Below are 24378 nucleotides of genomic sequence, written 5' to 3'. Positions count from 1 at the left end.
TCTGCTGCTCGGGGCGCCTGGCAGCGGTCGCTGTTCGCTCGTCCGGGAGAGGTCATGACGGAGAAGACCGAAGGCCTGCAGGCCAACCGGTTCTGCAAGGTGTGTGGTGCACCTGGACAGCAGTCGATCAGGGCGTGACGGTCTTCGACACCGGGCCTGAGCCGAGCCGGGTCACGTGTCCGTGGTCATCCGAGGGTGTTCCAGAACGCGCAGTGGTGGCGGTGCCCCGCCGTGCGGGTGGGGACGACGTGGTCCGGCGCCAGGGACACCACCGTCTGTCGGGGCCAGCGTGGCAACGGCGGACCGTTCGGGTCGGCAGCGCGGGCGAAGCGGGACCAATAGCCGATCATGGTGTCGGCGAGCCGGTGCTGCGCGGCTGTCAGGTGGCGGGGGCGGCCGCCCAGGTCGAACAGGTAGGGCAGTTCGCTGGCGTGCGGGGCGCCGAGCGGGAAGGGAGGTGTGCCGGGGGTGAGCGGCGGCGCGTGCTCGTCGGCGAACTCGTAGCGCCAGACGGGCACCTGGGCGCCGAGCAGGCCGTCGGTGCGCGCCGTCGGGCAGGCGAAGTTGGCATCTCCGATGACCGCGCCGAACACCGGTCCCCCGTCGGTGCGGTGCACCGGGTACTCGCGGACGATCTTCTTCGCCTGACCGGGGGAGGGGAAGAAGGTGGCCGCGACGTCGGGCCAGGTGTCGGGGGTGACGGGATGGCCGGCTTGGACGATCCCGGCGGCCCAGCCGTTGCCCTCGTCGTGGTTGTTGCCGATGAGCACGGGGACGCGGTGGAAACGACCGGCAGCGATGGCCGCAGCGGGGTCACTGGGCAGCAACGGGGTGCTGTACGCGGGCTGTTGATCGGTGTCCTGGGCGCTGAGGAGATGGGCGACGTCCACGTGTCGCAGGCAGGCCGTCACGTCGCGGGCGGCGCCGCAGCCGACCTGTGCCGCGAGGGCCGCGCCCTTGGCGCGTGCCGCGTTCAGGGGGATGGAGGACGGGGCGAAGGGCCGGTCGGGGCGGCCGGTGCACGGGCCGCTCTCGATGATCGCCCGGTCGAAGAGTCCCGCGGCGGCGGGTGAGGCGAGCTGGGCGCAGACGCTGTAGCCGCCGGCCGACTCGCCGGCCAGCGTCACGTTGTGCGCGTCGCCGCCGAAGGCGCCGATCTCGGCGCGGACCCAGCGCAGCGCCGCCTGCTGGTCGGCCAGTCCGAAGGTGCCGGAGCCGGGCAGGCCGCTGTGCGCGAGGAAACCGAGGACGCCGAGGCGGTAGTTGACGGTGACGACCACGACGTCGCCGCGGGTGGCCATGCGGTGGGCGTCGTACGAGCTGCCCGCTCCGGTGGTGAAGCCGCCGCCGTGGAGCCACACGATCACCGGCCGCGGGTGTGCCGGTCCGGCGGTGTCCGGTGTCGTGACGTTCAGGTGGAGACAGTCCTCGTCGGTGCTGCCGCCGGGCACCTCACCGGCCGGCTGCGGACAGGCGCTCGCGGGCCGGGTCGCGTCCCGTACCCCGGACCAGGGGGCCGGACGGCGGGGCGGCGTCCAACGCAGCCGGCCGACCGGGGGTGTCGCGTAGGGGATGCCCTCGAAGGTGCGGTAGCCGTCGCGGGCGGTGCCGCGGACTCGGCCGTCGGGGGTGCGGACCGTCGTGCTGATGGCGGCGAACTGGGCGGGCACCGACGTGCGTACCGTCGTGGCGGCGGGCCCGGCGGGCTCTGTCGGTGGCGGAGCCGACCAGGCCGTCGCGAGTACGGCGGTCAGGGCGCAGCCCAGGGTGGTCAGGACGCGGTGCATGTTCATCGTCTCCCGGTTCGGTCAGCTGCCGCCCATGCCGCCCTGTGCGGCGATCATGGTCATCGGCAGGGTGCGTACTGCCTTCTCCAGGCCGGGCGCGAGGGCGCCGAGGGATCCCGCGCACGCGTCGATACGGGCCCGGAAGGTCCTGTGGTCCTGGCGTGACACGGCCGAGCGGATGCCGCCCGCCGCGGCCAGTGCCAGCAGTGCGGCGTCGGCGACGGGGATCTCCCGCACGGGGCCGTCCCCGTACAGCGCCGCGGACACGCGGGCCCGCACCGCGGCGGGCACGGCGTGGTCCGTCACCGTCGACCGCCGGGTGCCGAAGCGGGTGCGGGGTGCCCTCACGGTGAGGAGCCCCGCCACGGCGAGCCGGTCCTCCACCTCTGCCAGCGTCCGCCTGCGGTGGCGGCGCACGAGCTGCTTCCAGCCGTGCCCGGCGGCGTCACGCAGAATCCCGTCCAGGACGGGTTCGCCGGTCGGTTCCGTGCCGGACACGGTGACCGTGCGGCCGTCCTCTCGCAGCCGGCCACGCAGCGCGAGGTCGATCAAGGCGGCGGCACGGACCAGCAGCTCCGTGCGGGAACGGTCGTAGGGGCCTTCGGCCGCGTCGTCGTGGGCGAGCAGATACATGAGGCAGGCGAGGTCGTCGTTCACACCTCGACGCTATGGCCGAGCCCCCCGGCCCCGGATCGGCCACGGGAACCGACCGGCACTGGGAACGCAGGAGGACCGCGGCCCGGTCTCCTCCTTGAGGAGGAGGTGGTGCCTCAGGGACGGCGCGGCTCCACGAGGCCGTGGTCGTAGGCGGCGACGACGGCCTGGACGCGGTCACGCAGGCCCAGTTTGCGCAGCACCGCGGTGACATGGTTCTTGACGGTGGCCTCCGACAGGTGCAGCCGCTCGGCGATCTCCGCGTTCGACAGCGCCTGCCCGATCAGGGTGAGCACCTCCCGCTCGCGTCCGGAGAGCTCCCGCAGGGAGGGCGGCGGCCCCGGGTCGGGCGTGGTGCGCAGGAACCGGTCGAGGACGCGGCTGAGCACGGCCGGTGCCAACAGCGCGTCGCCGCGCGCGGTGAGGCGGATCGCGTCGACGAGTTCGGCGGGGCGCATGTCCTTCAGCAGGAAGCCGCTCGCCCCGGCCCGCAGCGCGGCGACGACGTGCGCGTCCACGTCCCAGGTGGTCAGCACGAGCACCCGCGCCCGACTACCCGACTCCACGATCTGCCGGGTCGCCTCGATGCCGTCCACGCCCGGCATGCGTACGTCCATCAGCACCACGTCGGGCGCCAGTTCCCGCGTCAGCCCCACCGCCTCCCGGCCGTCGGACGCCTCACCGACCACCTCGAGATCGTCCCGGGCGTCGATGATCAGGCGGAATCCTGTACGGACCAGGGCCTGGTCGTCGGCCACCACCACCCGCAGCGTCATGACACGTCCTCCACCGGCAGTTGCGCTGCCACCTCGAACCCGCCTCCGGACAGCGGACCGGCACGCAGACTGCCACCCACGAGCCGCGCGCGCTCCTTCATCCCCACAAGACCGCGTCCCACCCCCGCGGCGGCCGAACGGCTGTGCGGCGTACGCCCGTTGTCAACCACCGTGACCTTCACGCACTGCCCTTCGACGGCCACGCGCACGCTCACCTCGTCGGCGCCGACCGCGTGGCGCAGCGTGTTGGTGAGGGCCTCCTGGACGATCCGGTACGCCGCCAGATCCACCGCGGCCGACAGCCCGTCGAAGGCGCCCTCGCGGTGCACGTGCACGGTCATCCCGGTCGCGCGCACGGTGTCGGCCAACTCGTCCAGGCACGCGAGCGAGGGCCCCGGCTCCCGCTGCTCCCCGGCTCCTTCCTCCTCCTCACCGGGCCCGAACGCCCGCAACAGCAACCGTAGTTCGCCCAGCGCCGAGCGGGCGCCCGTCTCAATGGCCCGCAGCGCCTGACGGGCCTGTTCGGGCCGCTGGGTGAACACATCGTCCGCAGCACCCGCCTGAATGACCACCACCGACAGAGTGTGCGCCACCACGTCATGCACCTCGCGCGCGATGCGCGCCCGCTCCTCCACCACGGCCCGGCGCATCTCCACCCTCGTCCGTTCCTGCTGCGCCCTGCGCCACTGCCCTGCGGTCCACGCCAAAACCACCGTCAGCAGATAGACCGCCAGACCCGCCGTACCGCCCGCCCCGAACGCCAGCGGCGCCGGCAGGCACATCGCCGCCAGCGCCCCCACCGACACCCGCCGCGGCCTGATGGCCGACAACACGCACAACGAGACCTGCGCCGCGAGCAGCGCCCCCGTCAAGGTCACCGCGGGCAGCAGCGCCCACACCGCGAGCCCTGTCGCCGCATTCACGGCCAGTACGGCAACCGGGGCACGCGCCTGCCATCTCAGGGCACAGACCTGCACAACGACCAGGCCCACGGCCACGAGCAGTCTCCAGCCGCGCTCCGCGCCGGCGACGAGCACCGAGGTCCCGAGGACAGTGAGCACCAGACCGGCCGACCCCCACCACAGCGCTCGGGCGGCGCGGGGCGACACCTCTCCCCGTGCTTCCCCGGCGAACACGTCGCCCGACTGTCTGCTGCTGCGATCCATGCCCCGACCCTAACCAGGCTCGCGGGCCTGGCCGCTCTGGAGACCATCGCCTCACGATGGCCGTCGAGGCCGGCAGCTGTGGGCTGGGCCAACGGAATGTGGAACAGGCACTGAGCTTGTTCTTCATGGTCCGAGCTGCCTTGAAAGCGTGCGCCGAGGCCCGACCGGACGCTGAGTAGGTGGGCATGGCCAAGGGAATGGGGCGGCGCCCCAAGGTGGACCCGGACAGCGGCGTCGAGGACGTGACGCTGCTCGTCTTGGAATGGCTCGGCGAGCAGGGTGTCGGTGCCATGATCCGGGTCGACGCGGAGCGCATGCGTGACGGTCGGCCGGCGTGGACATTTGCCGCTTCCGGTGGGCCGCTGGACGGCGGGATGAGGGCCGACGGGGCCTCGGTCGCCGAGTGCATGGGCACGGCACTGCGTCGATTGCGAGAGCCGGGCTGGCCGTTCCCTTCCGAAGCCATGTTCGGCGTCTGAGTTGGTCGCGTTCGGCGATGGTCTCCGGGCGTCCGACTGTTCGTCCGGAGAGCGCATGAAGGTCGGTGAAGAAGTAAGAGCACTTGCCGTGGTGCGGGCTCTCGATGACCACGTGCGGAGGCAGCTCGGTCCGTGGCAGGATGCTGGCATGCTGATCCGAAAGGCCGATGCCACGTAGGCGTCCGAAGGGGCTGCGCGCCAAGCGTTGGCGGCCCAGAAGAGGTATTCCTGTTCGCCGGGTCCGCGGTGTGTCTGCGGCCACTCGGGTAGCGATCCGGAAGCTGGAAGAGGACCGGCTATGGCCAGGGGCTGTGGCTGCTGCCCTGGCCGAGTGCCAGTGGTATCTGAACCAGCCAGGGCGTGTGCTGCCGGATCCAGTGATGGCCTGCGAGTGCTGTGATCCCCTCGTGGCGCGAGACCGCCTGGAGGACGTGCTGCTGTGGCTTCCCCGCGGTGCTCGAGAAGACCTTGGCAGACTTGTCTCCAGGCTCGATTCCGCATTCGATCGACGGACTGTTCCCCTCAGTCCTCACCTCATTCTGGCAAGTTCGTGGGGTGCGTGCGGGTGGTGGCGTCGGCGCTTCCTGAAGAACTGAGAGGCCCGGTTGGTTCCTCGCCGCTCAGCCCCGCATGGGCTGCTCGGCGCGCCGCGAGGAACAGTCAAGACCTGTGGATCAGCGTGTCAGGCGACTTGCTGATCACCACCCTCTGATTCGTCGGGTCGTTCGATGAGCCTGCCGTTCTTGAATACCGCGTCGGCACGGACCAGCGCGACGAGGTGGGGGTGCGTTGACGGCCCGCCACCGCGTCTGTGCTGATTCGACGAGCTCGAACGCCATCGCGAGCACCGGCGGCGCGGGAGCCGGGCCCCTTGGTGACTCGCTGGCGAGGCCTGAGTGGGCGAGGAAGTTCCACGACAACGCCGTGAGGTCCCCCCGGAGGAGCGTGCGGCCGAGATCGCGGCCCGAACGTTCGCCCTTCCTGACGCTGAGAGCGTCGAGGATCTCACCGCGCTGCTGACCTCGGGGAGGAGCGCGGAGGCCGAGACAGTTACCGCTCCCGGACTGCGTAGGTCAGGTGGGTCACACGCTGCGTCGGCTCCGCGCGGACCGGCTCCAGGGCCACGCGGCCCGCGTCCACGCCCTCGAACAGGCGGATTCCGGAGCCGAACAGCACGGGTGAGAGCGCGATCGAGAACTCGTCGATCAGGCCGGCGTTCACGTACTCCAGGATCGTTGCGCCGCCGCCTGCGATGCGGACATCCCGGTCGCGGGCGGCCTCGCGGGCCTGGTCGAGCGCGGTCTCGATGCCGTCGTTGACGAAGTGGAAGGTGGTTCCACCCGGCCGCTCCCAGGGGTCACGCTTCTCGTGCGTCACGACGAAGACCGGCGTGTGGAACGGCGCCTCCTCCGGCCACGCCCGCTCGCCGAGGTCGAACATGCGCTTGCCCATCACGCTCGCGCCGGTGCGCTCGAACGTCTCCCGCGCGATGTCGTTGTCGTGCCCTTCCTCGCCGCCCTCGCCGAGCTTCAGGTTCTCCCGGAAGAACCGCTGGGGGAATATCCACTGCTGCAGCTCCATCCACTGCGCCATCCAGCGCTGCGCATCCGGGTCATCCCTGCGCTCCTCGGGCGCGATGAACCCGTCCAGCGACATCGTCACGCTGAAGAACACCTTGCCGGCCATCAGTCCTCAACTCCCTTCGGAACGATCTCGGTGACGTAGGCAGCCAGGTTGCCCAGGGTCTGCCGGCCGCCCTCGATCGCGTGGTACTTCTCGACCGCCTCGTCGCGCAGCTCCTTGGTGGGGAACACCGTGCGCATCTCGATCCGGGTCGCCGCGCCGTCGGGCGCGAACGTGAGGACCGACTCGAAGGCGTTCGGGTCGCCGCGGGACTCACCGTGCAGCAGCGCGATCCGCTCCGGCGGGGCGATCTCGGTCCAGGAGATCCACTCCTGGTAGTCCGTCCCGTCCGGTCCGTGCATCACGAAGTCCCACTCCCCGCCGACGCGGAACTCGAACGCCCGCGTGGTGGTGGTGAACCCCTCCGGTCCCCACCATCGCGACAGGTGCCGGACTTCGGTGAACGCCTCGAACACCAGCTCCCGTGGGGCACTGATGACCCGGGAGATCACGATCTCACGGTCGGCCGTCGCTGACTGCTTCGGCGCGTCCCGTCCTGTCGCTGCCATCGGTCACTCCTCCTGGCTTGCCTGCTTGAGGTCCTGCACGTACGCGTCCAGCCGGTCGAAGCTCTCGTTCCAGAACCGCTCGAACCCGCCGGTCCACTCGTGGACCGGCCGCAGCCCGCGGGCGTCAAGGCCGTACAGGCGCTGCTTGCCTGCCTTGCGGTCCCGCACCAGCCCGACCTCCCGGAGCACCCGCAGGTGTTTGGACGCCCCCGGCTGGGTCATCCCCAGCTCCCGGGCCAACTCGGTCACCGGCCGCTCACCCGCCCGCAGCAGTGCCAGGATCTCCCGGCGCTGCGGCTCGGCGATCGCGTTGAAGACGTCCGACGTCGTCGCTGCTCGTGCCATGGGCGCCATCGTATGCCGATATCGGAATACGTCAAGCCGAAGGACAGGCGGGTCCTGTCAGATGACGGTCGTGACCCTTGTCAGCGGCTGCGGAAACGCGTCTCCCGCAGACGGCACGCGCGACGGCGGCGGGCAGGGAGCGAGACGGGTGAGCAGCACGCCGACGGCTGACGAGTGAGCCGCCACCGGCTCGTGGCCGACGCCACGGTCGGTGTCATCGCCAACGCGATGCCGAGCCGTGACATCCGGCGGGCTGGTCGCGAGCGCGTCCGTGTTCCCCACCGCCGAGAAGGCCGGCACAGTGGTCCGGCTGACGGCCGCCGTCGGAGCGCTCGGCGTGGGCCGCGTGCTGGTGTCCACCGACACCTTCGGGGTCTGCGCGGTGGTCCTGCGGGAGTCGCGCCGCCGCGCCGAGGCGGGCGACCCGCGGTAGAAGCTGCGCACCAGCAGGCACGCCACGGCCACCAGCAGCGCCGTGGCCACCGCCTGGTGGGAGAACTGGGCAATCAAGGAAGCAGAAGCGCGGGCTCGCGGCGTAGAGCAGCACGGCGAGCCCACCCGCCGTGCCGGAGCCAGTGCCGCGTCGCACCAGCGTGAACAGCGCCATGACCAGCACCGATCGCGCCAGCAGAACCACCAGGATCTGCGCGCCGACCAGCGGCATCCCGGTCAGCCGGTGCACGCCTGTGGTGGCCAGCTCGAGGCCGGGATAGAACGACGGCACCGCCAGCAGGTCGTTGCCGACGACGCACCTGTCCCTCCCGACGAGGTCGAGCAGCATGCTGGGGCGGGTCGGACCAAGTCGGGCGCGGACGCCTGCTGAGGGCAGCCTGCGTACGCGTGATAGTTCGAGCCGGGGAAGGTTGGCCCTCATCCCGGCGCGCCCCCTGACGGTGCGGCGGTACACCCGAATGTCATGGTGGCGGGAGGGGTCGGCAGGAGTCAGGTACAGGGCCAGTCCTGGCTGTCTGTCACCGCGCGCGCAATGCGACGCCACTGCTTCTCCCCGCCGGGCAGCGGCCAGGCCCAGGTCGGCTGTTCCGCGGTGTACAGGTCGTGAAGGAGGCGGACGAGTTGTGGGCCGGCGGTGGCAGCGCCGTCCGGGACCGCGGGGCCGTGGACGGCGCGGAGTTCGGCGAAGCGTGCCAGTTCGTCCTCGTAGAAGCCCACGGCTTTCTCGGTGCGCGTGGCCAGGTCATCGCGCGGGACCGTGCGGTGCAGCTGCATCAGCGGAGGCTCGACGGATTCGGCGACTGCCGCGGCGAACCGCGCGTGACCGTCCAGAATCAGATGGCAGTCCAGGCCGCTGACCCACTACAACAGGACGGGTGGGAGTGTTCCTTCACGGGCTTGCTTGCGGTACGCCTTGACCCGGCTGTCGTCGGCATCGGGCATCGGCCGCAGCGGCAGGACCTCCCATGAATGAGCATGGAGGAACCAGTCGATGTAGCCGTTTGGACGGCCGTCGACGAGTATCGAGCTCCAGTATTCGGCGTGCGAGGCGTCGGCGTGGCGCCAGTGCCGGAGCGGGCTCTCGCACGAGAGCAGCCACCGGCCCTCGTGCAACGGGCTGCCCGGCGAGTCGATGAGGTACTGCGCAAAGCGGTGGGCCCACCGTTCCGGGCTGCCCGCCAGGGCGCGGCCCGCATCGGCCCGCAAGGGCGGGACGAAGGAGCGGTACCCGTCGGTGCGCCAGAAGTCCACGCCCTCGTGTTGCTCATCGACCACCGCGAGCAGCACAGGCTGCGACATCTGGGAGACCAGCAGGTGCGCACCGGCCGTGAACACGCACAGACCCGGCTGGTGGCGATCCTGTACGTCCAGGGACAGGCCCATCCACGTGCCGTCGTCCCGCGTGACATCGCTGCGTTGCATGCCGAGAGCGTAGACGGCTGCTGCGGGGACCCCGATGGCACTCTGTCCGTCCGACATGACCCGCACACTCCACAAGCCGGTGATCCTGGCCGAAGACACGCGCTCGTCGAAGCTCCTCACTCCGTTGAGCACCGGACCGGCTGAGGCGACGAGCGGCCCTGACCGATTTCAGGGCTCTGGCCACAGTTCCGTGAATCCCCAGGTGACGAGCGGGAACGAGGGATCGTTTCGGCAGTGTGTTTCCCACCGTGTCGAGCAAGACGGTTGAGGATGTGCCGTTTCCCGGGATCGGTGTGCGAGTAGAGCATGTCAGCGACTCCTCCGGCGCCCGGGTGGTGGAGGCGGTGTCCACCGGGTCGGCCGGGCCGGTGCCCTGACTGCCGAAAGTAGGCGAGACGCGTGCGCAGTTCGTACCAACGCAGCCTGTACGAGCTGCCGTTGGGCTCGCGGCGGGTCGTGGTCCGGCTCCGGGTCCGCCGGTACTCCTGCGCCCGGCAGACGTGTTCCCGGAAGACGTTCGTCGAGCAGGTGCCGGGCCTGACCGAGCGGCATCGCCGCGCGAGCGTCGGGGTGGCTGCGGTCGATCGCGGTGGAGTTGGGCGGTCGTCCGGCGGTCCGACTGTGCCGAGGGCTGCGGCTGGCCGCGGGCCGGACCGGCTGCTCCAGCTGCTGACGGCGCCGGGCCGTGCCCCGCGGGTGCTGGGGGGTGGACGAGTTCTCTTTCGTTTGAGTCGCTCCACCTGGGCTGCGCGGGTATGTAATCGTGCCGACCCGCTGCTGGGCGTCGACGCGGCGCTGGAACTCCCGGGCGCGGTGCTGCTAGGGGCCGGGCGGACCGACCCGTCTGGGGTCTTTCTGGGAGAGAAGCCGGTTCGCGGGACTCCGGCCTCTTGAGCGAGGGTCTGGAGATCACAACGCTGGCCGCGGCGAAGCTGCCCGGACAGCACACGGTCCGTGGCAGCCCGGATGGCTTGTTCGTCGCGGGCGCGTTCCTCGTCTGGTCGGGTGTGGCTCCGGGGAGGACAGCGGGATGCGGCATAATCGGCGCCAGCTCAACGAGTCCGCGACTTCACGGCACAGGGTCTCGTAACCCAGCTGGTAGCGGTGCTTGAGATACAGCAGGCGCAGCAACGTCTCCACCGGCACCGACGGCCGCCCCGGCCGCTCGGGAACATCGCCCGCCACGGTGCGATGAATCGCTCGTCGTCCACGAACGCATCGACCCGACCCAGCTCGGCAGGTAACTGCTGTGCCTGCTCCGGCAGTACCTCCCACCAGGCGTCCTGCACTACCGCGACACGCGACACCGCCCCACCCCCGGCCGCCACGACCCGCCTGCACTGTGGCGGCCATGGCTCCACCCTCACCAGCTATTCCCAGAGGACAACCGAGAGAGAGCTCCGGGCTTCTTCAGGGGCAAGTAGCTAGGCGTCGAGGTAGTGGTAGTCCCCATCCGGGAGGCCGATCACCAGGCCGCCGTTGTGGACCCTCCACTCCCTCATGCCGTCGACGTCGTGGCTGACCAGAAACAGCCCCTGGGGCCTCTCGTCGTACTCGTCATCCTGATAGGAAGCCGGGATCTGGGCGATCTGACGCAACCTCTCCTCGAACCAGTCGAGGGACACCGCGCGGATGTAGCCCCCGTAGAAGGCCCACCTGGCGCCGTTGTACTGCCGAGCGGGGAAGGCCCAGCCGCCGCTGTAGGTGCGCTCCGGATCGTCTGCTTCCACGATCTCCTTGATCTGGGCTAGCTGTTCGTCGTCACACTGCACCCAGCCCCTGACCGAGACCATGGTTCCCACGGCGGTTGCTCCTCATTCGTGTGGCGCCCTGCCCTGGCGCACGGTTCCTCTGCGCTTGCACGCTAGGGGTGACCTGTTCGGTCGCGCAAAGGGATTGACAGGTGGATCAGCCGCCTCGGGCGAGAGCGCGCCGCCTCCATCCGGTCGGCCCTCGCGATTTTGCGCGGGGCCCGGGTGAGTATGAGAACGGCCAACGCGTGATCATCAGGGGTTGTGTGGACTCCTGACATCAGTGGAGGCGACATCCGCGGTCCCGTCATCCAGACCGGCGCCATCGAGGGCGACCTCCACTTCGGTTGACGCGTCCCCCGCTGATGTCGCGTCGCCGACGAGACGAGTTCCTGCCGGGGAGCGACTTTCGTGATCAGCGGTTGGTGGGTTGCCCTGGGCTGTATGAGGCGTTGTCTTCTGGAAACAGCGCCGATCCGTTGGAGACCGCTGCTCGCCGAGGGGTGAGCGTACAACCCTGGGCACTTGTGGGGTGTCTTCTCGGCGTACGGCAAGCAACGTCCTGATGTTCCCACCCACACCGTGAGGACCGCTTCCATGAAGTTCCGTCCGGCCGTGATCGCGGCCGCCGCCTCCGTCGCCCTGTTCGCCGGCTCGCCCGCAGCCTGGGCGGCAGAGGACCCTGGGTCTCTGCCCGCGTGCACCGACGTGTCGACCGCATACGGCGGCTACGAGCAGGACGAGGTGACAGCCTCGGTCGACGTGGGGGCCACCGTGCTGATGGCGGGCGGCGACTGGCAGCCGGCCAGGGGCTCCGTGACGAACGTCGGCAAGCGGGATCTGCCGGCGGTCGTGGCGAGTGCCTACCCCTGGCTTCAGACCGAGGACCCGGAGCTGGCCGACATGAGCGACTTCGTGAAGGTGGAGGCACGGACCGCGGACGGCGGGTGGCAGCCGCTGGACGGCTCCGGCAGGATCGACGCGCCTCCGTTGAAGCCCGGCGAGACGAGGACGTACGAGCTGCGCGTGCGCGTCGTCAAGGACGTCCCGAAGACGCTCGGGGGCTCCGAATTCGCCTTCACGGGCACCTTCGCGGACGTCTACCGCTTCCCGGACACCGGCAAGGAAGTCGCCTGCGCGGGCGTCGCCTACGGCAACGACACCTTCCGGATCCAGCAGCGGACAGCCACCAGCCCGACCCCGAAGCCCACCACCGCGAAGCCGACGCCGAGCGCCACCAAGCCGACCTCGACGCCCTCACCGACGGACTCGGCAACGGCCGCCCCGACGTCGCCGCCCGCCACCACGTCCGCTCCGCCCGCCGCGCCGTCGGACACCCACGGGGAGATGGCCGAGACCGGCACCTCGAACGCCACCGTCCCCCTCGCCGTTGGCGCCGGGGCTCTCGCCGTGCTCGGCGTGGGAGCGGTGCTGTTCGCCCGCCGCCGCAGGGGCTGACCAGCGAGGCCTGGTGGCCATGGGCGTCTGCGAGGCTCGGAGCATGCCATTCGGGATCGTCACGGCCGATGTCGGCGACCTCCACCGGGTCCTGGACGACCACGCCCGCTACTGGGTGCTCCTCTGTAGCTCGTCAAGGGAAATCGGTCTGCGGCGGGGCGGGGTGCCGGGCAGTATGGCGGGGTGTCTGAGCTGCTGTGGGATGACGTCGTGTACTTCTTCGACCCTGACCTGATGGAGTCACTGCTGGACGTGCGTGTTCCTGATACTCGATGGAGGACTGGCAGGCGGTCCTCCATGTGATGGGTGAGAGCGGCTGGAAGTGCCAGTGCTCCGAGGGTGATGCGACACTGCCCGTGCCCCGGGCGGAGGCAGTGCTCTCCCGCCCGACTGACGCGGAGTGCCCTGAGCTGTGGGTCTCGTCGGCGGACGAGGTGCTGGCGATCTTCCGTTTCCACGCGACCGAAGAGCTCGACCTCGATGTCGATCTGCGGGAGCTTCAGGGCCGGGAGCGACTCGATGTGTTCTGCGGTTTCCTACGGGCGATCGGGTGGCGGCTGGGCAAGCCGTCGCTGATGGATCCGGAGGGCGACTACGGGCATCCCGTGCTCGGGTTCGATGTGGAGAGCGATCGGATCGCTCTCCTGGCCCACGGCGCCCACGGGCACCGCGGGGGCCCTCGCGGCGTCGGTCGACGAACACCTCCAGGCGCTGCACATGGCCGTCCCGCTCGTCCTCGCGTACGGCGCTGACAGCCTGGCCAGGATCTCTTCAGACGCGTCGGGAACCAGGAAGTCGCCCGGGTGGGTCAAAGCCCACGCGCACCGCTGCGCCGCCGCCAGGACCTCCTTCGCGTCCAGCCCCGGGGCCGGCCTCTCCATTGGAGCTTCCTTGGGGGGCGGGCGGTGCCGGTCGCGGGAGATGCTCGTGTCGCCGTTGGTCGGACCTGGCTCAGCGCGACCTTGCCGGAGCTCTGGGCCGTACGTCGACGTTCCAACTCGTCGAGGTGCATTCATTCCCCACCTGAGCCGTCTCGTCGACGTATGACGTCGTTCCCCGGTGAGGTACCGGTCGCTCAGCCGATGGTCCACCGCTGAGTGCGCGCATTGCGGTCACACGTCGTCGTCCCGTACAGGCCGCCAGGGGTCTGGTAGAGGCAGAGGCGGGTCGCCGTGCTTCGGACCATGACGGCACTTCCCACCGCGGGTTGGACGACCTGCCACAGCTGGTTGTTCCCACCGTTGCACCCGTTGGCGTGGACGTCCCCGGCCGAGTTGCTGTCGAGGCAGTGGCCCCATCCTCTGAATCTTCGCAGGGAATCCCGGCCTTCAGGCCGGGCGGGGATGCGATTCTCGGTCCGGAGGTGCGAAGCGCCGGAGTTCTCTGCGCCTGCGGGGCGGCGGTCAGGCTGGGCGCTTCTGGTTGTCGATGTAGTCCTTGACGATGCTCAGCGGTGCGCCGCCGCAGGAGCCCGCCCGCGAAGGAGGACGGGGAGCAGAACACAGGCCCGGTGCCGGTCCGGTTGATCCGGCCGGTGTACTCCGCGCGCAGGTAGCGGGACCTGACGGAACGTCTGCTGCGCCTTGCCTTCCTCCGGCCGCTGGCCCGCCCCGACGGCGTGGCGCTGCGTGGTACACGTACGCCGCGCACTCCAGCCCGAGGCCCGCCAGTTGCAGGAGCTTGTCGGCGGTGAGCTTGCCGCGCCTCGACGTCGCGTTCGACATGGACACCCTGAACTCCACCTCCGGCCCGTCCTCCAGCCGCTCTACGTGGGCCCTGGGAACCGTCACAGAGCCCTGGCCGGGGTAATCGCGCATGGTGCGTTGACGAGGACGTCATTCGATCAGGTGGAGAGCTTTCCAGATCCTTGAGGAGCGCACGATCACTCTGTTCTTCTCTTGTGGCCAGTTCCACCACGCAGGAGGAGTCAAAATCCGTGCGCTTTAACCGTTTTCGTGCTGCCGTCGCCGTGACGGCCGCCGCCTTTGCCTTCACCACCGGGACGGTCGCAGCAGCTCAGCCTGGGCCTGGGCAGCATGGAACGCAGGCAAAGCACCACACCCCTCTGAAGCTTGCCAGTGAGTCGGCTCGGCTTGCCCGTGCCATTCTGAACAACAAGGGAATCACCTACGCGGGGGCGCACGAGGGCGGCAGCGACCGCGCCTCTCTCCCGCGGCAGAACCTGGTCGACACCGCGAACGGGCGCCTGGCCAAGACCAGTCCGTGGGGTCACAAGAGGGGAACGCGGGTCGCCCTGAGCGCGCGGATGCTCAACGGTGTCCTCAAGCTCAACACGCAGTACCACTTCAAGTTCCAGGTCTCCGAGTTCGTTGGCGGCCGTCACAGCAGTGGGTCCAAGCACTACCAAGGAAGTGCAGTGGATGTGACCTGGATCAACGGCCGTCATGTGGGCAAGGGCGCCGCCCACCATGCGCTCATGACCGCGTGCCACAAGCTGGGGGCCGACCTGGTCCTCGGTCCCGGAGACCCGGATCACGCTAGGCACGTTCACTGCCAGTGGTGAACCGACTCCTGATCCGGCTCACCTCGTGGCGGTGAAGGGCGGCGGCCCGAAGCCGGCCGTCGTCCGGTCGACGGTATCCCGGTGCCAGGTCACCGCCCACTGCAGCCCGAGGTCGGCCAGCACCTGAAGCTTGTCGGCGCTGAGCTTGGCGCGCCTCGACTTGGTGTTCGACAGGAACACCCCGAGCTTGACCTCGGTCCCGTCATCCAGCCGCTCTACGTGAGACGGGGCGGCATCGAGCATGAGTGGTGGGTGGTCTGTCGGGGAGGTGGCCAAGCCAAGAGGCCCCGCCCGGGAGAATGATCGCGCCGTTCATGTATCCGGGTGGCATGGGTCAGCCGGCGAGGCCGAGCCGCGGACGCCGTCGATCAGGCCACTGAGCACGCCCGCACCGAAACCGGGGTGCGGCGGCGCCGCCACGCTGCGAAACTGCCACGATGATCACCATGCCTGCCGCCGTGCTGGACTCGTTGCACGGACTCGCCTTCGGGGACGCATTCGGCGACCGGTGGTTCGCCATCCTGCGCCGGGACGGCCCGGCGGCCCTGGAGGCGCGGACGCTGCCCGCGGAACCGCTGTGGCGGTGGAGTGACGACACCGCCCAGGCGGTCGTCCTTGTCCAGGAACTTGCCGTTGGCGGCGGCACCGTCGACCAGGACCGCCTCGCCCGGCGCTTCGCGGCCGCCTACGCCGGCGACACGCATCGCGGCTACGGAGCCTCGATGCATGACGTGCTCCGCCGGATCGGCGCGGGCGAGCCCTGGCGGGAGGTGGTCGCTGGGCAGTTCGGCGGCCAGGGCTCCTGGGGTAACGGCGCAGCGATGCGCGCCGCGCCGCTCGGCGCCTGGCACGCCGCCGATCTCGACGCGGCCGCCGAGCAGGCCGCCCGCCAGGGCGTGGTCTCGCACCACCACCCGGAGGCGGTGGCCGCGGCGGTGGCCGTCACCCTTGCCGCCGCCCTGGCAACCCGTGGCCGGGGCGAGCCCGCTCCGGCCCGCCCGGACTTCCTCCACGCCGTCGCCGAACGCCTCCCCGACAGCGACGTCCGGTCGGGAGTGCGGGTCGCGGCCCGGATGCCGGAGCGCACCTCGGTCCGGCACGCTGCGGAGGTCCTGGGCTCCGGCTACCGGATGTCCGGGCCCGACACCGTCCCGTACGCCCTGTGGTGCGCGGCGAGTCACCTCGACGACCTGCACGAGGGCCTGTGGTTCACGGTCGCCGGACGCGGCGACATCGACACCACCTGCGCCATCGCGGGCGGGGTGATCGCCGCCCGAACGGGAGTCGCCGCCCTTCCCCCTGCCTGGCACGCCGCCCGCGAACCGCTGCCCCCGCTCGCGTCGGAGTGAGCCTTCCCCGGGTGCCTGCCTCAGCGCAGGCTCGGCGTTGCCGGGGAGTCCACCGCACTACAAGTTCCAACTCGGAGAACTCGACGGCGAGCTGACGGCGTTCAAGGAGCGGCCGCTGGACCACACCGTCTTTCCCTACGTCTTCCTGGTCACGACCTACTGCCAGGCCTGGGTGAACCACCGGAGCGTGTCCCCGGCGGTGGTCATCGCGACCGGGATCTCCGCCACCGGCCACCGCGAGATTCTTGGGCTGATGGTCGGTGACAGTGGGTCGAAGCCGTTCTGGACGACGTTCCTGCGGTCCTTACGGGCCCGTGGCCTGGACAACGTCCAGTTGGTCATCCCCGACAGCCACACCAGACTCCCGCTCACGCGTGCGAGAAGTGCTCCCGTGCAGCGGCGCCCCTTGCTCTGTCATGCGTCACCGCACGCTGATGCCGACACGTACGCAAAGGCTTCGATAGCCACGACTGCACTGTAAAGCCCACCACTGACGACGGCGCTGCGTCGTGAGCCGGTGGCTTCGCCGCGCGCACCGGTGCGGTGCTTGCCCGCCGCGGATATCTCGGCGTTGTCGGCGGCAGAGGGTGCAGGGGCTCCAGCGGACCAAGTCTGTAGGCTTCGCCGCGACCCGCGGCGCTGTCTCACGGCCACCGCCACGGCCGCGCTGCTCGTCGTCGATGTCTGGTTCGACGTCACGACGCCTGGCCCCGAACCGGCCACCGCGGTCGTGATGGCCGTGTGCGCGGAGCTCCCGATGGCCGCCCTGTGCACCGTACTGGCCGTGCGCGCACTGCCGTCCCGCACCCGTGACAAGGCACCTGAGACCGACGGATCCGACCTACAGGTCAACGCGGCTACCGGATTCTCACCCAAATGACAACTTTTTCGAGGCATCCAGATTGTCGCCGCAGATATCTAGCACTTCGACAGCGTGTTGCACTTGGGAGGGTTTGTCCATGGCCGGTACCACCGCGGAAACCATCGCCTCGGCCTCGCCGATAGGCGTGCGGCTGTTCAGCCGCAGCTCAGGGGCCGGACGGGGCGCGGCGAGCCGACCCGGCTGGGCGCGGGTCGCGTACGGGGCGATCCTGCTGGCGGCGGTGGTGCTGTTCAGCTGGGACATCCAGAACAGCGGCTATCACGCGTTCTACTCGGAGACCGCGCGCAGCATGACGCAGAGCTGGAAGGGCTTTCTCTTCGGCTCGTTCGACCCGGGCAACACGATCACCATCGACAAGCTGCCGGGCTTCCTGTGGCCGCAGGCCCTGTCCGCGCGGATCTTCGGCTTCCGCCCTTGGGCGCTGACCCTGCCCCAGGTGATCGAGGGCGTGCTCGGCGTCGTCGTCCTGCACCGCGCGGTGCGCCGCTGGGCGGGAGAGAGCGCGGCCCTGCTCGCCGCGGGCGCCTTCGTGCTCACCCCGGCGATCGCCGGACTGTTCCGCACCGAGGTCGAGGACCCGCTGTTCACCGTGTGCGTGCTGCTCGCCGCGAACGCCGGCCTGCGGGCGGCCCGTGAGGGCCGGCTGCGCCCGCTGCTCGCGGCCGGGGCCTGGATCGGCCTCAGCTTCCAGGCCAAGATGCTGGAGGCCTGGGCGATCCTCCCGGCGTTCGGCCTGCTCTACGCCGTGTCGGCCCCGGTGACACTGCGCCGCCGCCTCGCGCATCTGGCGGCGGCGGGCGCGACCTGCCTCGCGGTGTCGGCGTCCTGGGTGCTGCTGGTGACCCTGACCCCGGCGCAGGACCGGCCGTTCGTCGACGGTACGACGGACAACTCCGCGTTCAGCCAGGTCGTCGGCTACAACTTCCTCACCCGTTTCTCCAGCCTCGGCGTCAGCGCGAAGTCCACCGGAAGCGTCGCGGCGCAGAGCATGGCCGGAACCGATCCGGTGCCTCACACCGGACAGACGCTCACCGAGTGGGCCAAGATGTTCGGGCCCTCGCTCACCACCCAGATCGGCTGGCTCTATCCGATGGCCGCGCTCGCCGCGGTGTGCGGTCTGGTGTGGCTGCGCGGCCGGCCGCGCACGGATCCGTTGCGGGCGGGCTTCCTGTTCTGGACGGTATGGCTGGCCACCTACTTCCTGGTGTTCAGCGCCGGCGCGGTCGGCGCGCACACGTACTACATGGGTGTGGTGGGCGTTCCGATCGCCGCGCTGTTCGGCGGCGGAATGGTGCAGTTCTGGCGGGCCTGGCGGCGTGGCGACCGGGCCCGGCTGTGGGCGCTGCCGACGGCTGTCGGGTGCACGGTCGTGTGGTCGGCGTTCGTCGCCCACCAGTTCCCGGCGTTCCTGCCCTGGCTGGCGCCCACCGCGTTCGTCCTCGGCGCCGGCGCGCTCGCGCTGCTGATCCTCTCCCGCGTCCGCGCCGGGATGTCGGCCCGGGCCGCGGTGCTGGGCGTCGGGCTCGGCATCGCCGCGATGCTGCTGCCGTCCGCCGCCTGGGCGTCCTCGGTCCTCACCACCCAGTACGGCCACTCAGGCATGGGCGCGGCCGGCCCCGTCTTCGTACGGCACGGCAGCAAGTACCGCAACAGGGCCACCTGGTCCTCCTCCCGGGGCAAGACCGCCCCGGTCCGCTCGCCGTTCAAGGGCACCGGCCACGAGGGGCTCACTCGCGAGGAGCAGCGTCTACTGGAGTACACCCGGGCCCGCCAGGGCCGCGCCACCTTCGTCTTCGCGACGACCAGCTGGCGCGCCGCCTCCCCCTACATCCTCTACGCCGGCGCCCCGGTCCTCCCCATGGGCGGCTTCACCGGCGCCGTCCCGACCCCCACCGCCGCCGGTTTCCACCACCTGATCGCCACCGGGAGGGTGCGCTACGTCGTCCTGGGCGGCGCCGCCACCGACCCCGGCACCGTCAACGCCGCCTGGGTACGCGGCCATTGTGCCTGGGTACCCGGCCAGACGTTCCCTCTCTACGACTGCTCGAAGCAGCCCGCCGCGCACAAGTCACAGACACGGCACCACCGTCACGCGAGGAAGGCGGGCCGGGCCAGGGCGCCGAAGTCCAGTACGTGAGTCGTGCCGTCGACACCTCGTGCCGGTCCGAGGCGAGATGGCCGCCGCCGTGATCTCCTCGGGCCGGTGCACCGGGAAGGGCTTTCCCTCGAAGCCCTTCCCGGTGAGCCAGAGGTCGGCGCGGGACATCGGTGTGTCGACGACGCTCGGGGCCACGCAGTTGACCCGGATCCCCGGATCACGTCGGCGTCGAAGTCGGTGGCCAGCGCTTTTGGCCGGCATCAGCATCCCTGCGGTTGTCGTGAACCCCATCCACGCTGGTCACGCCGCATGTCGGTACTCGTGCAGGATGCCGCCGAGCTGTTCGTGTCGACGTATGTCGAGGCGGGTGATCTTCTCCGGATCGGCGAGGGGTGCGGGCAGCGGGCGCAGTGGGGCGGTGTTCGCGATGTCCTGTCCCAGACAATGTGACCGTTGCGAAGCAGTCGCACGCCGACAGGGCCTCGGACTGGGAGCGCAGGAAGTCCGCCCAGGTGCTGGAGGAGCGTTCGGGTGCCGGGTCGACTCCGCTCTCCGTCAAGATCTCCCATAGCGTGGAGGCGGCCACCTTCACCCCCAGGACGAGCGGCTCACCGTGGACGCGCCGGTACCCCCGGCTGGGATTCCCCCGCGCCAGGCGCAACACCAGGGCACGGACGGGGCGCACGGTGCGGGGCCGGGCTGGGTGCTTCGGCCTGGACGCCTGAGCGTGCCGACGTCTGACCAGGTCGCGGTGCCAACGCAGCACCGTGTCCGGGCGTACCAGCAGCCGTCACCTCCGCACCACGTCGAAGGGCAGCCGGTACCGCAGCGCCGCTGGGAACGCCCGGTCGCGCGGAGTGAACCGCACCTTCCCTGTGCGGAGTTGGTGCTCCAGCACCGTGATCTGATGGCGCAGGGGGAGGATCTCCGCGTCCTTGTCCCGATCGCTCATCGGCAACAGGTGCAGTGTGGCGAACGCGTTCCGCACGCCCATGCAGGTCAGTCGCCGCAGCACGGTCGATCATCATGCTGCGTTGATCGTCAGCCGCGCGAGGACGCCGACTCGCGCGGCCTCGGTCGACATCGACGGCACGCCACACACCCGCTCCCACCGATGGGATTTTCGGCAGGGGCAGCGTTCCGCCTCGACATGGACCAGCGGATCGATCTCCTGCCCGTCCTTGTACCAAGCCTGCGCCGAGCAGCGCTCAGCGCGTCGGACGGTAGGTCGCGATGATCACTCCGCTGCTCGTCGGCCGGGCGCTCACCAGCTGCAACTTCTTCAGGGTGGCGTCGTCGGCGAACAGCTTCTTGCGGCCCTCGCCGGCCACCACTGGGTGGATCAGCAGCACCAGTTCGTCCAGCAGGTCCTGCTCCAGCAGCGAACGCACCAGCGTCGGGCTGCCTGCGACGGTGATGTCCTTGCCCTCGCCCGCCTTGAGCTCCTCGATCGCGGCCGCCGGATCGCCGTTGATGAGCGTGCTGTTCGCCCAGTCCTCGACACTGTCCAGAGTGGAGGAGACGACGTACTTGGGCGAGTCGTTGATCCACTTGGCGAAGCCGGCGTCCTCCCCGCTGGTCACCGTCGGCCAGTACCCGGCCCACTCGGTGAACGTCACACGGCCCAGCAGAATCGTGTCGGCCGTCTCCAGCGTCTCCCCCAGCGCCGCGCCCATCTCCTCGTCGAAAGCGAACTGCCACTCGTTCGGCGACTGGGCGACACCATCGAGCGAGACGAACAGACCCGAAACGACCTTGCGCATGATTCCTCCGTGATGAGTTCGGGGTTGTCTGCCCGGCCCCGGCCGGGACAGCCCTCCAGCCGGGACGAGCCGACCCCGTCGGCTACGTCAGGAAGACTATGCGGGCACCGAGGAGGAGGGCTTGTACAGAAGCGACAGCGGCTCCGCCCTGTCCGGAGCGCTCAGCTGAGTGGCGGTCCGGCCGATGTACCGGTTCAAGGACCGTGCCAGGTGCGGCTGGTCGAAGTAGCCCAGCCGGTACACGACGTCCCGGGCCGGCGCACCCTCCTGGATCAGTACCGCCGCCTGGCGGGCACGGTGGATCTGCCTGATGGTGCCCCGGGTGAGGCCCGTCGCCGCGACGAAGCGCCGCTGGAGGGTGCGCTCGGAGACGTCGAGGGTGGCGTCGTCGAGCGCCGCGGGCACGAGCGGGTCGCAGGCCACGATGCCCTCACGCACCATGCGCCGTACGAACGCCTCCGCGTTGTCGTAATCGGGGACGTGCCAGGCGGAGCCCTTCAGCCAGACGGATCGCCGCGTCACGTCTGGGATCTCCGCGTTACCGCCCACGAGCCGGCTGATCGGTACGTGCGGCATCGAGGTGCCAAGGGCGAAGCTGATGCCGAAGAACGTGGCGTCCTTGGGGACGGGGGCCGGGCAGGCATGGGACTCCGGGCCCAGTACGGCAGCCCGCACCTGGCCGTCGTGCTCCCAGAAGACGAGCTCCCAGTGCGATGTCGCGATCGACGTCATCCGACCCACGTCGTCACTGCGGCTGCGCCACACCCGCTCGATGTACGGCAGCTCCGACGGCCGGCTCTCGATCTCCAGACCCAATCGGATCAACCCCCGTTCACCGCTGCCTGAGCCGCCAGTGTGTCACGTCGTCCGGACGGCCAGATGGTGGTGCTGACGCGTTCGTTGCCGTGATCGGTGATCTGCGGTGGGACGCGAAGTGAGGGTGGCGGCCGGTGTGCGCGGTGATGAACTCCCACATGTCGCGGTGGCAGACCAGGATCGCTGACGAAACACGTGCGGCCCGCTGCAGCAGTGCGCTGTGGTCCTTGGTGACATCGGGTGCGCCGACGCCCTGTGCTGTCGTGGCCTGCTGGGCCTGCCAGTCTTCGAAGGCGGCCGTCAGTGCTGTCAGCTCCTGGCGGATCTCGGTGAGCTCCTGGTGCTTGTCCGTCCAGGGGCGGTGGCCTGTGCGTCCTGGGCGTCTTTGAGACCGGTGAGGACGGCGCGCAGGGTGGAGAGTTCGTCGGCCAAAACGGTGCGAACAGCCTGCCGCACCTGCTCCTCGAGGCCAGCCGGCGGCGCCTCGTCCTCCGTGCCGGCGCGCTGAGCGGGCACTGCGGGGAGCGGCCCGGCAGGCGGACGATCAGTGTCTGCCGCGGCGGGGCCGCCAGCAGCCGCAGGGGGCAGCGAATCACCCGCAGCGGTCTCGCCTGAGGCGACGCCGGGGGAGAGGGGGACGGCGTACGAGACGGCAGCGGCCGCCGGTTCGGCGGCCTCCACCAGCGGGGCCGTTGCGTCGGTTGCCATCCCGGGCTGGGCCGCGATCGCGTCTTTCCATTCACCTTCTGGACTTTTTGTCGCAGAAGCGTGATCGCTGCGCGTACGTCTTCGTTGAGTTCGTCGCGGCTGGCCGCCAGCCGGTTCTTCGTGTCCCGCAGGTCGTTTCGCGTCCGGGGGAGTTCGGCGAGCACGGTGTCCGTGGAGTCACGCTGGGCTGCCTGGCCACCGGTTTCGAGCTTTTCGATTCCCTTGTTGAGTGCGTCCTGCACAGTGCCACCGGTCGGCGTCCGTGCCCGCCCTATCAGCAGATCGCGTCGGCTGGGAACGCGGGCCCACCCCGGGGCTGACAGTTACGACACCAACGGCTGGGCGTACGAAGTTGGGGCAGCGACCGTCTCCCGCGGCTCGGAAGGCCGTTTCCTGGCACCCCTGCTGGGCGGTTCCGCAGCCCACCCGCGGCCGTGTGCTCGCTATCTCGCACCTGTACGACCTGTGTCCTGGCCGAGATCAGCGTTGACTGGCAGGCTTGGTCGGAAGTTCGGTGCGACTTCCCCGGCAGGAGTAGACGATCTCCACTGAACCGCCGGGGAGAGCACGTTCGCGCTGGAAGGTCAGCCCGGTGTCGGGCCTGAGCACGGGTGTCAGTTGCGTCCCACCGCCGAACAGCATCGGCAGTACGACCAGTTCAAGGGTGTCGAGTGCGCCAATGGCATGAAACGTCCCGATCGTCTGCGGGCCCCCGATGAGGTGGACGTCGCCACCCTGGTTGGCCGAGCGGAGCTTCTCCAGCAGCCGCATCGGGTCACTGTCGGTCGTGACGTGATCGGGGGTGCCGTCCGGACGGCGTGAGCCGAGCACGAACACGTCGAGGTCCGGCCACGGCCAGCGGTTGTTGGTCAGCGCGGGTTCGAAGGTGGTGCGCCCCATCAGCGCCGCCTCGCAGTCATCGAGGAACTCACGGATACCGTGGCTTTCGCCGGAGACGAACGCGGGGTCGGCGGTCAGGGCGGGCCAGCCGTTCGGCGTGGTCACGTAGCCATCGGCACTCATACTCATACGGGCGCGGATCTGCATGGTTTCTCCTTGGGACGTCCGTCGGCCGGCTAGGTGGTCGGCAACCCACCACCGGTCGACGAATGGACAACACTTGTTGATCACAGAGCTGCGGCCTGTCCGGATTCCGCTTCGCGGGTCGCGCCTCTCCCCAAGCGTCGAACGGGAGACCCACCGATCGACACACTGCCGAGAAGTTCTTTCTCGCCACAAGATCATGGACCTACGGTATTTGGTCCCCGGCCGCATCTCCCGCCTGCGGATCCCGGCCCCGCCCGGTCACCACCGGCCAGATGGCGCGCCACTGAGCGTCGGAGTGGCCGACTGCACCGTCTCGGGCGAGCCGGATTCGAACCGCGTCGCAAGATGGCCCTGCTCCGGCGACGCTCCGAGACCGCTCCACAAGATCTGTGCCAGAGCCGCCACTTCTCGTGAACAATCACGCGCCCCCGCACCGGCACAGCGACCGAATTTTGTCGCTGTGCCGACGAGATCACATCGTCGGGCTGTGCGGCCGCAGCGATCGATGGCCCGTTCCACGGTGAGCGGGTGACGTCACCTCTGACGCCGGTGGAGTACCAGGGCCGGACAGCCGCCGAGGAGATCAGTCGGGTGCTGCTCGTTGCTGGGTCCAAAGGATGAAGGCCCTGACGTCCTTCCGGTTCGGCGGCCCGCCGTCCAAGCAGTGCTCGGGGTGCGTGTGTCTGAGACTCCGTGTCTCAACCGAA

25 protein-coding genes and 4 pseudogenes are annotated in these 24378 nt (G+C 70.0%); 11 read left to right on the top strand and 18 right to left on the bottom strand.

The annotated features are described in order from the left end of the window. Positions 1-185: 185 nt before the first annotated feature. The 4 genes from AAFF41_RS02310 to AAFF41_RS02295 form a co-directional block, all read right to left on the bottom strand. A complete protein-coding gene (locus tag AAFF41_RS02310) occupies positions 186-1793 on the bottom strand; it encodes a carboxylesterase/lipase family protein (RefSeq protein WP_343323355.1) in 1608 nt (535 codons plus the stop codon). Between the two features lie 15 nt (positions 1794-1808). After that, positions 1809-2444, bottom strand: a complete 636-nt coding sequence (locus AAFF41_RS02305; RefSeq protein ID WP_319752211.1) for a GOLPH3/VPS74 family protein — start codon at positions 2442-2444, stop codon at positions 1809-1811. 113 nt (positions 2445-2557) lie between these two features. Then, positions 2558-3217 (bottom strand): response regulator transcription factor, encoded by a 660-nt coding sequence (locus tag AAFF41_RS02300; RefSeq protein ID WP_319752212.1) that lies wholly within the window; start codon positions 3215-3217, stop codon positions 2558-2560. Next, positions 3214-4383 (bottom strand): sensor histidine kinase, encoded by a 1170-nt coding sequence (locus AAFF41_RS02295; protein ID WP_343323354.1) that lies wholly within the window; start codon positions 4381-4383, stop codon positions 3214-3216. Before AAFF41_RS02295 ends, AAFF41_RS02300 begins: the two co-directional genes overlap by 4 nt. A gap of 185 nt (positions 4384-4568) precedes the next feature. Here AAFF41_RS02295 and AAFF41_RS02290 point away from each other — a divergent pair, with 185 nt between their 5' ends. Further along, entirely contained in the window at positions 4569-4862 is a 294-nt protein-coding gene (locus AAFF41_RS02290; protein ID WP_319752229.1) for a hypothetical protein, read from the top strand. Between the two features lie 682 nt (positions 4863-5544). On the opposite strand, the pseudogene AAFF41_RS02285 reads toward AAFF41_RS02290, so the two are convergent. The 4 genes and pseudogenes from AAFF41_RS02285 to AAFF41_RS02270 all read right to left on the bottom strand — a co-directional run. Next, positions 5545-5759, bottom strand: a pseudogene (locus AAFF41_RS02285) (IS256 family transposase); the annotation flags it as partial. A 153-nt stretch (positions 5760-5912) separates the two neighbouring features. Then, positions 5913-6548: a dihydrofolate reductase family protein gene (locus AAFF41_RS02280; RefSeq protein WP_343323353.1), complete on the bottom strand. Its 636-nt coding sequence runs from the start codon at positions 6546-6548 to the stop codon at positions 5913-5915. Further along, positions 6548-7054 carry an SRPBCC family protein gene (locus tag AAFF41_RS02275; RefSeq protein WP_319752215.1) on the bottom strand — a complete coding sequence of 169 codons (507 nt, stop codon included), beginning with the start codon at positions 7052-7054 and terminating at the stop codon, positions 6548-6550. Before AAFF41_RS02275 ends, AAFF41_RS02280 begins: the two co-directional genes overlap by 1 nt. Before the next feature lie 3 nt (positions 7055-7057). Further along, positions 7058-7399 carry an ArsR/SmtB family transcription factor gene (locus AAFF41_RS02270; protein ID WP_319752216.1) on the bottom strand — a complete coding sequence of 114 codons (342 nt, stop codon included), beginning with the start codon at positions 7397-7399 and terminating at the stop codon, positions 7058-7060. Positions 7400-7637: 238 nt separating this feature from the next. Between AAFF41_RS02270 and AAFF41_RS02265 the strand changes: the two genes are divergently transcribed. Continuing rightward, on the top strand, positions 7638-7832 hold the full coding sequence (locus AAFF41_RS02265; RefSeq protein ID WP_343323352.1) for a hypothetical protein: 195 nt from the start codon (positions 7638-7640) through the stop codon (positions 7830-7832). A 42-nt stretch (positions 7833-7874) separates the two neighbouring features. Continuing rightward, positions 7875-8222: a hypothetical protein gene (locus AAFF41_RS02260; RefSeq protein WP_343323351.1), complete on the top strand. Its 348-nt coding sequence runs from the start codon at positions 7875-7877 to the stop codon at positions 8220-8222. Positions 8223-8341: 119 nt separating this feature from the next. Here the strand turns inward: AAFF41_RS02260 and AAFF41_RS02255 are convergent, their stop codons facing one another. From AAFF41_RS02255 to AAFF41_RS02240, 4 genes and pseudogenes are all read right to left on the bottom strand, one after another. Beyond that, the gene (locus AAFF41_RS02255; RefSeq protein ID WP_343323350.1) at positions 8342-8626 is read right to left on the bottom strand and encodes a hypothetical protein; all 285 of its coding nucleotides are present in this window, start codon (positions 8624-8626) and stop codon (positions 8342-8344) included. An 87-nt stretch (positions 8627-8713) separates the two neighbouring features. Beyond that, entirely contained in the window at positions 8714-9274 is a 561-nt protein-coding gene (locus AAFF41_RS02250) for a hypothetical protein (protein ID WP_343323349.1), read from the bottom strand. A gap of 999 nt (positions 9275-10273) precedes the next feature. Further along, positions 10274-10581 (bottom strand): annotated as a pseudogene (locus tag AAFF41_RS02245) (transposase); the annotation flags it as partial. Between the two features lie 117 nt (positions 10582-10698). After that, on the bottom strand, positions 10699-11067 hold the full coding sequence (locus AAFF41_RS02240; RefSeq protein ID WP_319753395.1) for a hypothetical protein: 369 nt from the start codon (positions 11065-11067) through the stop codon (positions 10699-10701). 555 nt (positions 11068-11622) lie between these two features. Between AAFF41_RS02240 and AAFF41_RS02235 the strand changes: the two genes are divergently transcribed. Both AAFF41_RS02235 and AAFF41_RS02230 read left to right on the top strand, forming a co-directional pair. Beyond that, a complete protein-coding gene (locus AAFF41_RS02235; protein WP_343323348.1) occupies positions 11623-12483 on the top strand; it encodes an LPXTG cell wall anchor domain-containing protein in 861 nt (286 codons plus the stop codon). 183 nt (positions 12484-12666) lie between these two features. Then, a pseudogene (locus AAFF41_RS02230) lies at positions 12667-13235 on the top strand (hypothetical protein). Between the two features lie 323 nt (positions 13236-13558). Here AAFF41_RS02230 and AAFF41_RS51340 read toward each other — a convergent pair. Further along, positions 13559-13798, bottom strand: coding sequence for an RICIN domain-containing protein (locus AAFF41_RS51340; protein WP_415926028.1), 240 nt, complete (start codon positions 13796-13798; stop codon positions 13559-13561). A gap of 585 nt (positions 13799-14383) precedes the next feature. Here AAFF41_RS51340 and AAFF41_RS02225 point away from each other — a divergent pair. After that, the gene (locus tag AAFF41_RS02225; protein WP_343323347.1) at positions 14384-15007 is read left to right on the top strand and encodes a hypothetical protein; all 624 of its coding nucleotides are present in this window, start codon (positions 14384-14386) and stop codon (positions 15005-15007) included. 18 nt (positions 15008-15025) lie between these two features. Here the strand turns inward: AAFF41_RS02225 and AAFF41_RS02220 are convergent, their stop codons facing one another. After that, positions 15026-15250, bottom strand: a complete 225-nt coding sequence (locus AAFF41_RS02220; protein ID WP_415926029.1) for a hypothetical protein — start codon at positions 15248-15250, stop codon at positions 15026-15028. A gap of 194 nt (positions 15251-15444) precedes the next feature. On the opposite strand from AAFF41_RS02220, the gene AAFF41_RS02215 reads away from it, so the two are divergent. From AAFF41_RS02215 to AAFF41_RS02195, 5 genes and pseudogenes are all read left to right on the top strand, one after another. Next, positions 15445-16356 carry an ADP-ribosylglycohydrolase family protein gene (locus tag AAFF41_RS02215; protein ID WP_343323346.1) on the top strand — a complete coding sequence of 304 codons (912 nt, stop codon included), beginning with the start codon at positions 15445-15447 and terminating at the stop codon, positions 16354-16356. A gap of 76 nt (positions 16357-16432) precedes the next feature. Next, positions 16433-16720, top strand: a pseudogene (locus AAFF41_RS02210) (transposase); the annotation flags it as partial. Positions 16721-17315: 595 nt separating this feature from the next. Then, positions 17316-19376 (top strand): glycosyltransferase family 39 protein, encoded by a 2061-nt coding sequence (locus AAFF41_RS02205; RefSeq protein WP_343323345.1) that lies wholly within the window; start codon positions 17316-17318, stop codon positions 19374-19376. Between the two features lie 270 nt (positions 19377-19646). After that, a complete protein-coding gene (locus tag AAFF41_RS02200; RefSeq protein ID WP_319753388.1) occupies positions 19647-19787 on the top strand; it encodes a hypothetical protein in 141 nt (46 codons plus the stop codon). After that, positions 19784-20062 carry a hypothetical protein gene (locus AAFF41_RS02195; protein WP_319753387.1) on the top strand — a complete coding sequence of 93 codons (279 nt, stop codon included), beginning with the start codon at positions 19784-19786 and terminating at the stop codon, positions 20060-20062. The genes AAFF41_RS02200 and AAFF41_RS02195 overlap by 4 nt, the downstream gene beginning before the upstream one ends. Positions 20063-20127: 65 nt before the next feature. Here AAFF41_RS02195 and AAFF41_RS02190 read toward each other — a convergent pair whose 3' ends face one another. From AAFF41_RS02190 to AAFF41_RS02175, 4 genes are all read right to left on the bottom strand, one after another. Next, positions 20128-20352: a hypothetical protein gene (locus AAFF41_RS02190; RefSeq protein WP_319753386.1), complete on the bottom strand. Its 225-nt coding sequence runs from the start codon at positions 20350-20352 to the stop codon at positions 20128-20130. 193 nt (positions 20353-20545) lie between these two features. Then, positions 20546-21100, bottom strand: coding sequence for a dihydrofolate reductase family protein (locus AAFF41_RS02185; protein WP_319753385.1), 555 nt, complete (start codon positions 21098-21100; stop codon positions 20546-20548). A gap of 96 nt (positions 21101-21196) precedes the next feature. After that, positions 21197-21925, bottom strand: a complete 729-nt coding sequence (locus AAFF41_RS02180; RefSeq protein WP_319753384.1) for a helix-turn-helix domain-containing protein — start codon at positions 21923-21925, stop codon at positions 21197-21199. Between the two features lie 1179 nt (positions 21926-23104). After that, positions 23105-23671 (bottom strand): dihydrofolate reductase family protein, encoded by a 567-nt coding sequence (locus tag AAFF41_RS02175; RefSeq protein ID WP_343323344.1) that lies wholly within the window; start codon positions 23669-23671, stop codon positions 23105-23107. Positions 23672-24378 lie beyond the last annotated feature (707 nt).

Origin of the sequence: Streptomyces mirabilis, from assembly GCF_039503195.1 — a bacterium.
In the GTDB taxonomy this organism is placed as follows: domain Bacteria; phylum Actinomycetota; class Actinomycetes; order Streptomycetales; family Streptomycetaceae; genus Streptomyces; species Streptomyces mirabilis_D.
This window is presented reverse-complemented; position numbering and strand designations above follow the sequence as displayed.

Bases quoted from the DNA above. Each gene is read 5' to 3' on its own strand.
- AAFF41_RS02215 (WP_343323346.1), top strand. From the start codon at position 15,445: ATGATCACCATGCCTGCCGCCGTGCTGGACTCGTTGCACGGACTCGCC.
- AAFF41_RS02205 (WP_343323345.1), top strand. From the start codon at position 17,316: ATGGCCGGTACCACCGCGGAAACCATCGCCTCGGCCTCGCCGATAGGC.
- AAFF41_RS02275 (WP_319752215.1), bottom strand. From the start codon at position 7,054: ATGGCAGCGACAGGACGGGACGCGCCGAAGCAGTCAGCGACGGCCGAC.
- AAFF41_RS02290 (WP_319752229.1), top strand. From the start codon at position 4,569: ATGGCCAAGGGAATGGGGCGGCGCCCCAAGGTGGACCCGGACAGCGGC.
- AAFF41_RS02200 (WP_319753388.1), top strand. From the start codon at position 19,647: ATGTCGGTACTCGTGCAGGATGCCGCCGAGCTGTTCGTGTCGACGTAT.
- AAFF41_RS02250 (WP_343323349.1), bottom strand. From the start codon at position 9,274: ATGCAACGCAGCGATGTCACGCGGGACGACGGCACGTGGATGGGCCTG.
- AAFF41_RS02295 (WP_343323354.1), bottom strand. From the start codon at position 4,383: ATGGATCGCAGCAGCAGACAGTCGGGCGACGTGTTCGCCGGGGAAGCA.
- AAFF41_RS02270 (WP_319752216.1), bottom strand. From the start codon at position 7,399: ATGGCACGAGCAGCGACGACGTCGGACGTCTTCAACGCGATCGCCGAG.
- AAFF41_RS02240 (WP_319753395.1), bottom strand. From the start codon at position 11,067: ATGGTCTCGGTCAGGGGCTGGGTGCAGTGTGACGACGAACAGCTAGCC.
- AAFF41_RS02280 (WP_343323353.1), bottom strand. From the start codon at position 6,548: ATGGCCGGCAAGGTGTTCTTCAGCGTGACGATGTCGCTGGACGGGTTC.
- AAFF41_RS02185 (WP_319753385.1), bottom strand. From the start codon at position 21,100: ATGCGCAAGGTCGTTTCGGGTCTGTTCGTCTCGCTCGATGGTGTCGCC.
- AAFF41_RS02255 (WP_343323350.1), bottom strand. From the start codon at position 8,626: ATGCAGCTGCACCGCACGGTCCCGCGCGATGACCTGGCCACGCGCACC.
- AAFF41_RS02300 (WP_319752212.1), bottom strand. From the start codon at position 3,217: ATGACGCTGCGGGTGGTGGTGGCCGACGACCAGGCCCTGGTCCGTACA.
- AAFF41_RS02220 (WP_415926029.1), bottom strand. From the start codon at position 15,250: ATGCTCGATGCCGCCCCGTCTCACGTAGAGCGGCTGGATGACGGGACC.
- AAFF41_RS02235 (WP_343323348.1), top strand. From the start codon at position 11,623: ATGAAGTTCCGTCCGGCCGTGATCGCGGCCGCCGCCTCCGTCGCCCTG.
- AAFF41_RS02175 (WP_343323344.1), bottom strand. From the start codon at position 23,671: ATGCAGATCCGCGCCCGTATGAGTATGAGTGCCGATGGCTACGTGACC.
- AAFF41_RS02310 (WP_343323355.1), bottom strand. From the start codon at position 1,793: ATGAACATGCACCGCGTCCTGACCACCCTGGGCTGCGCCCTGACCGCC.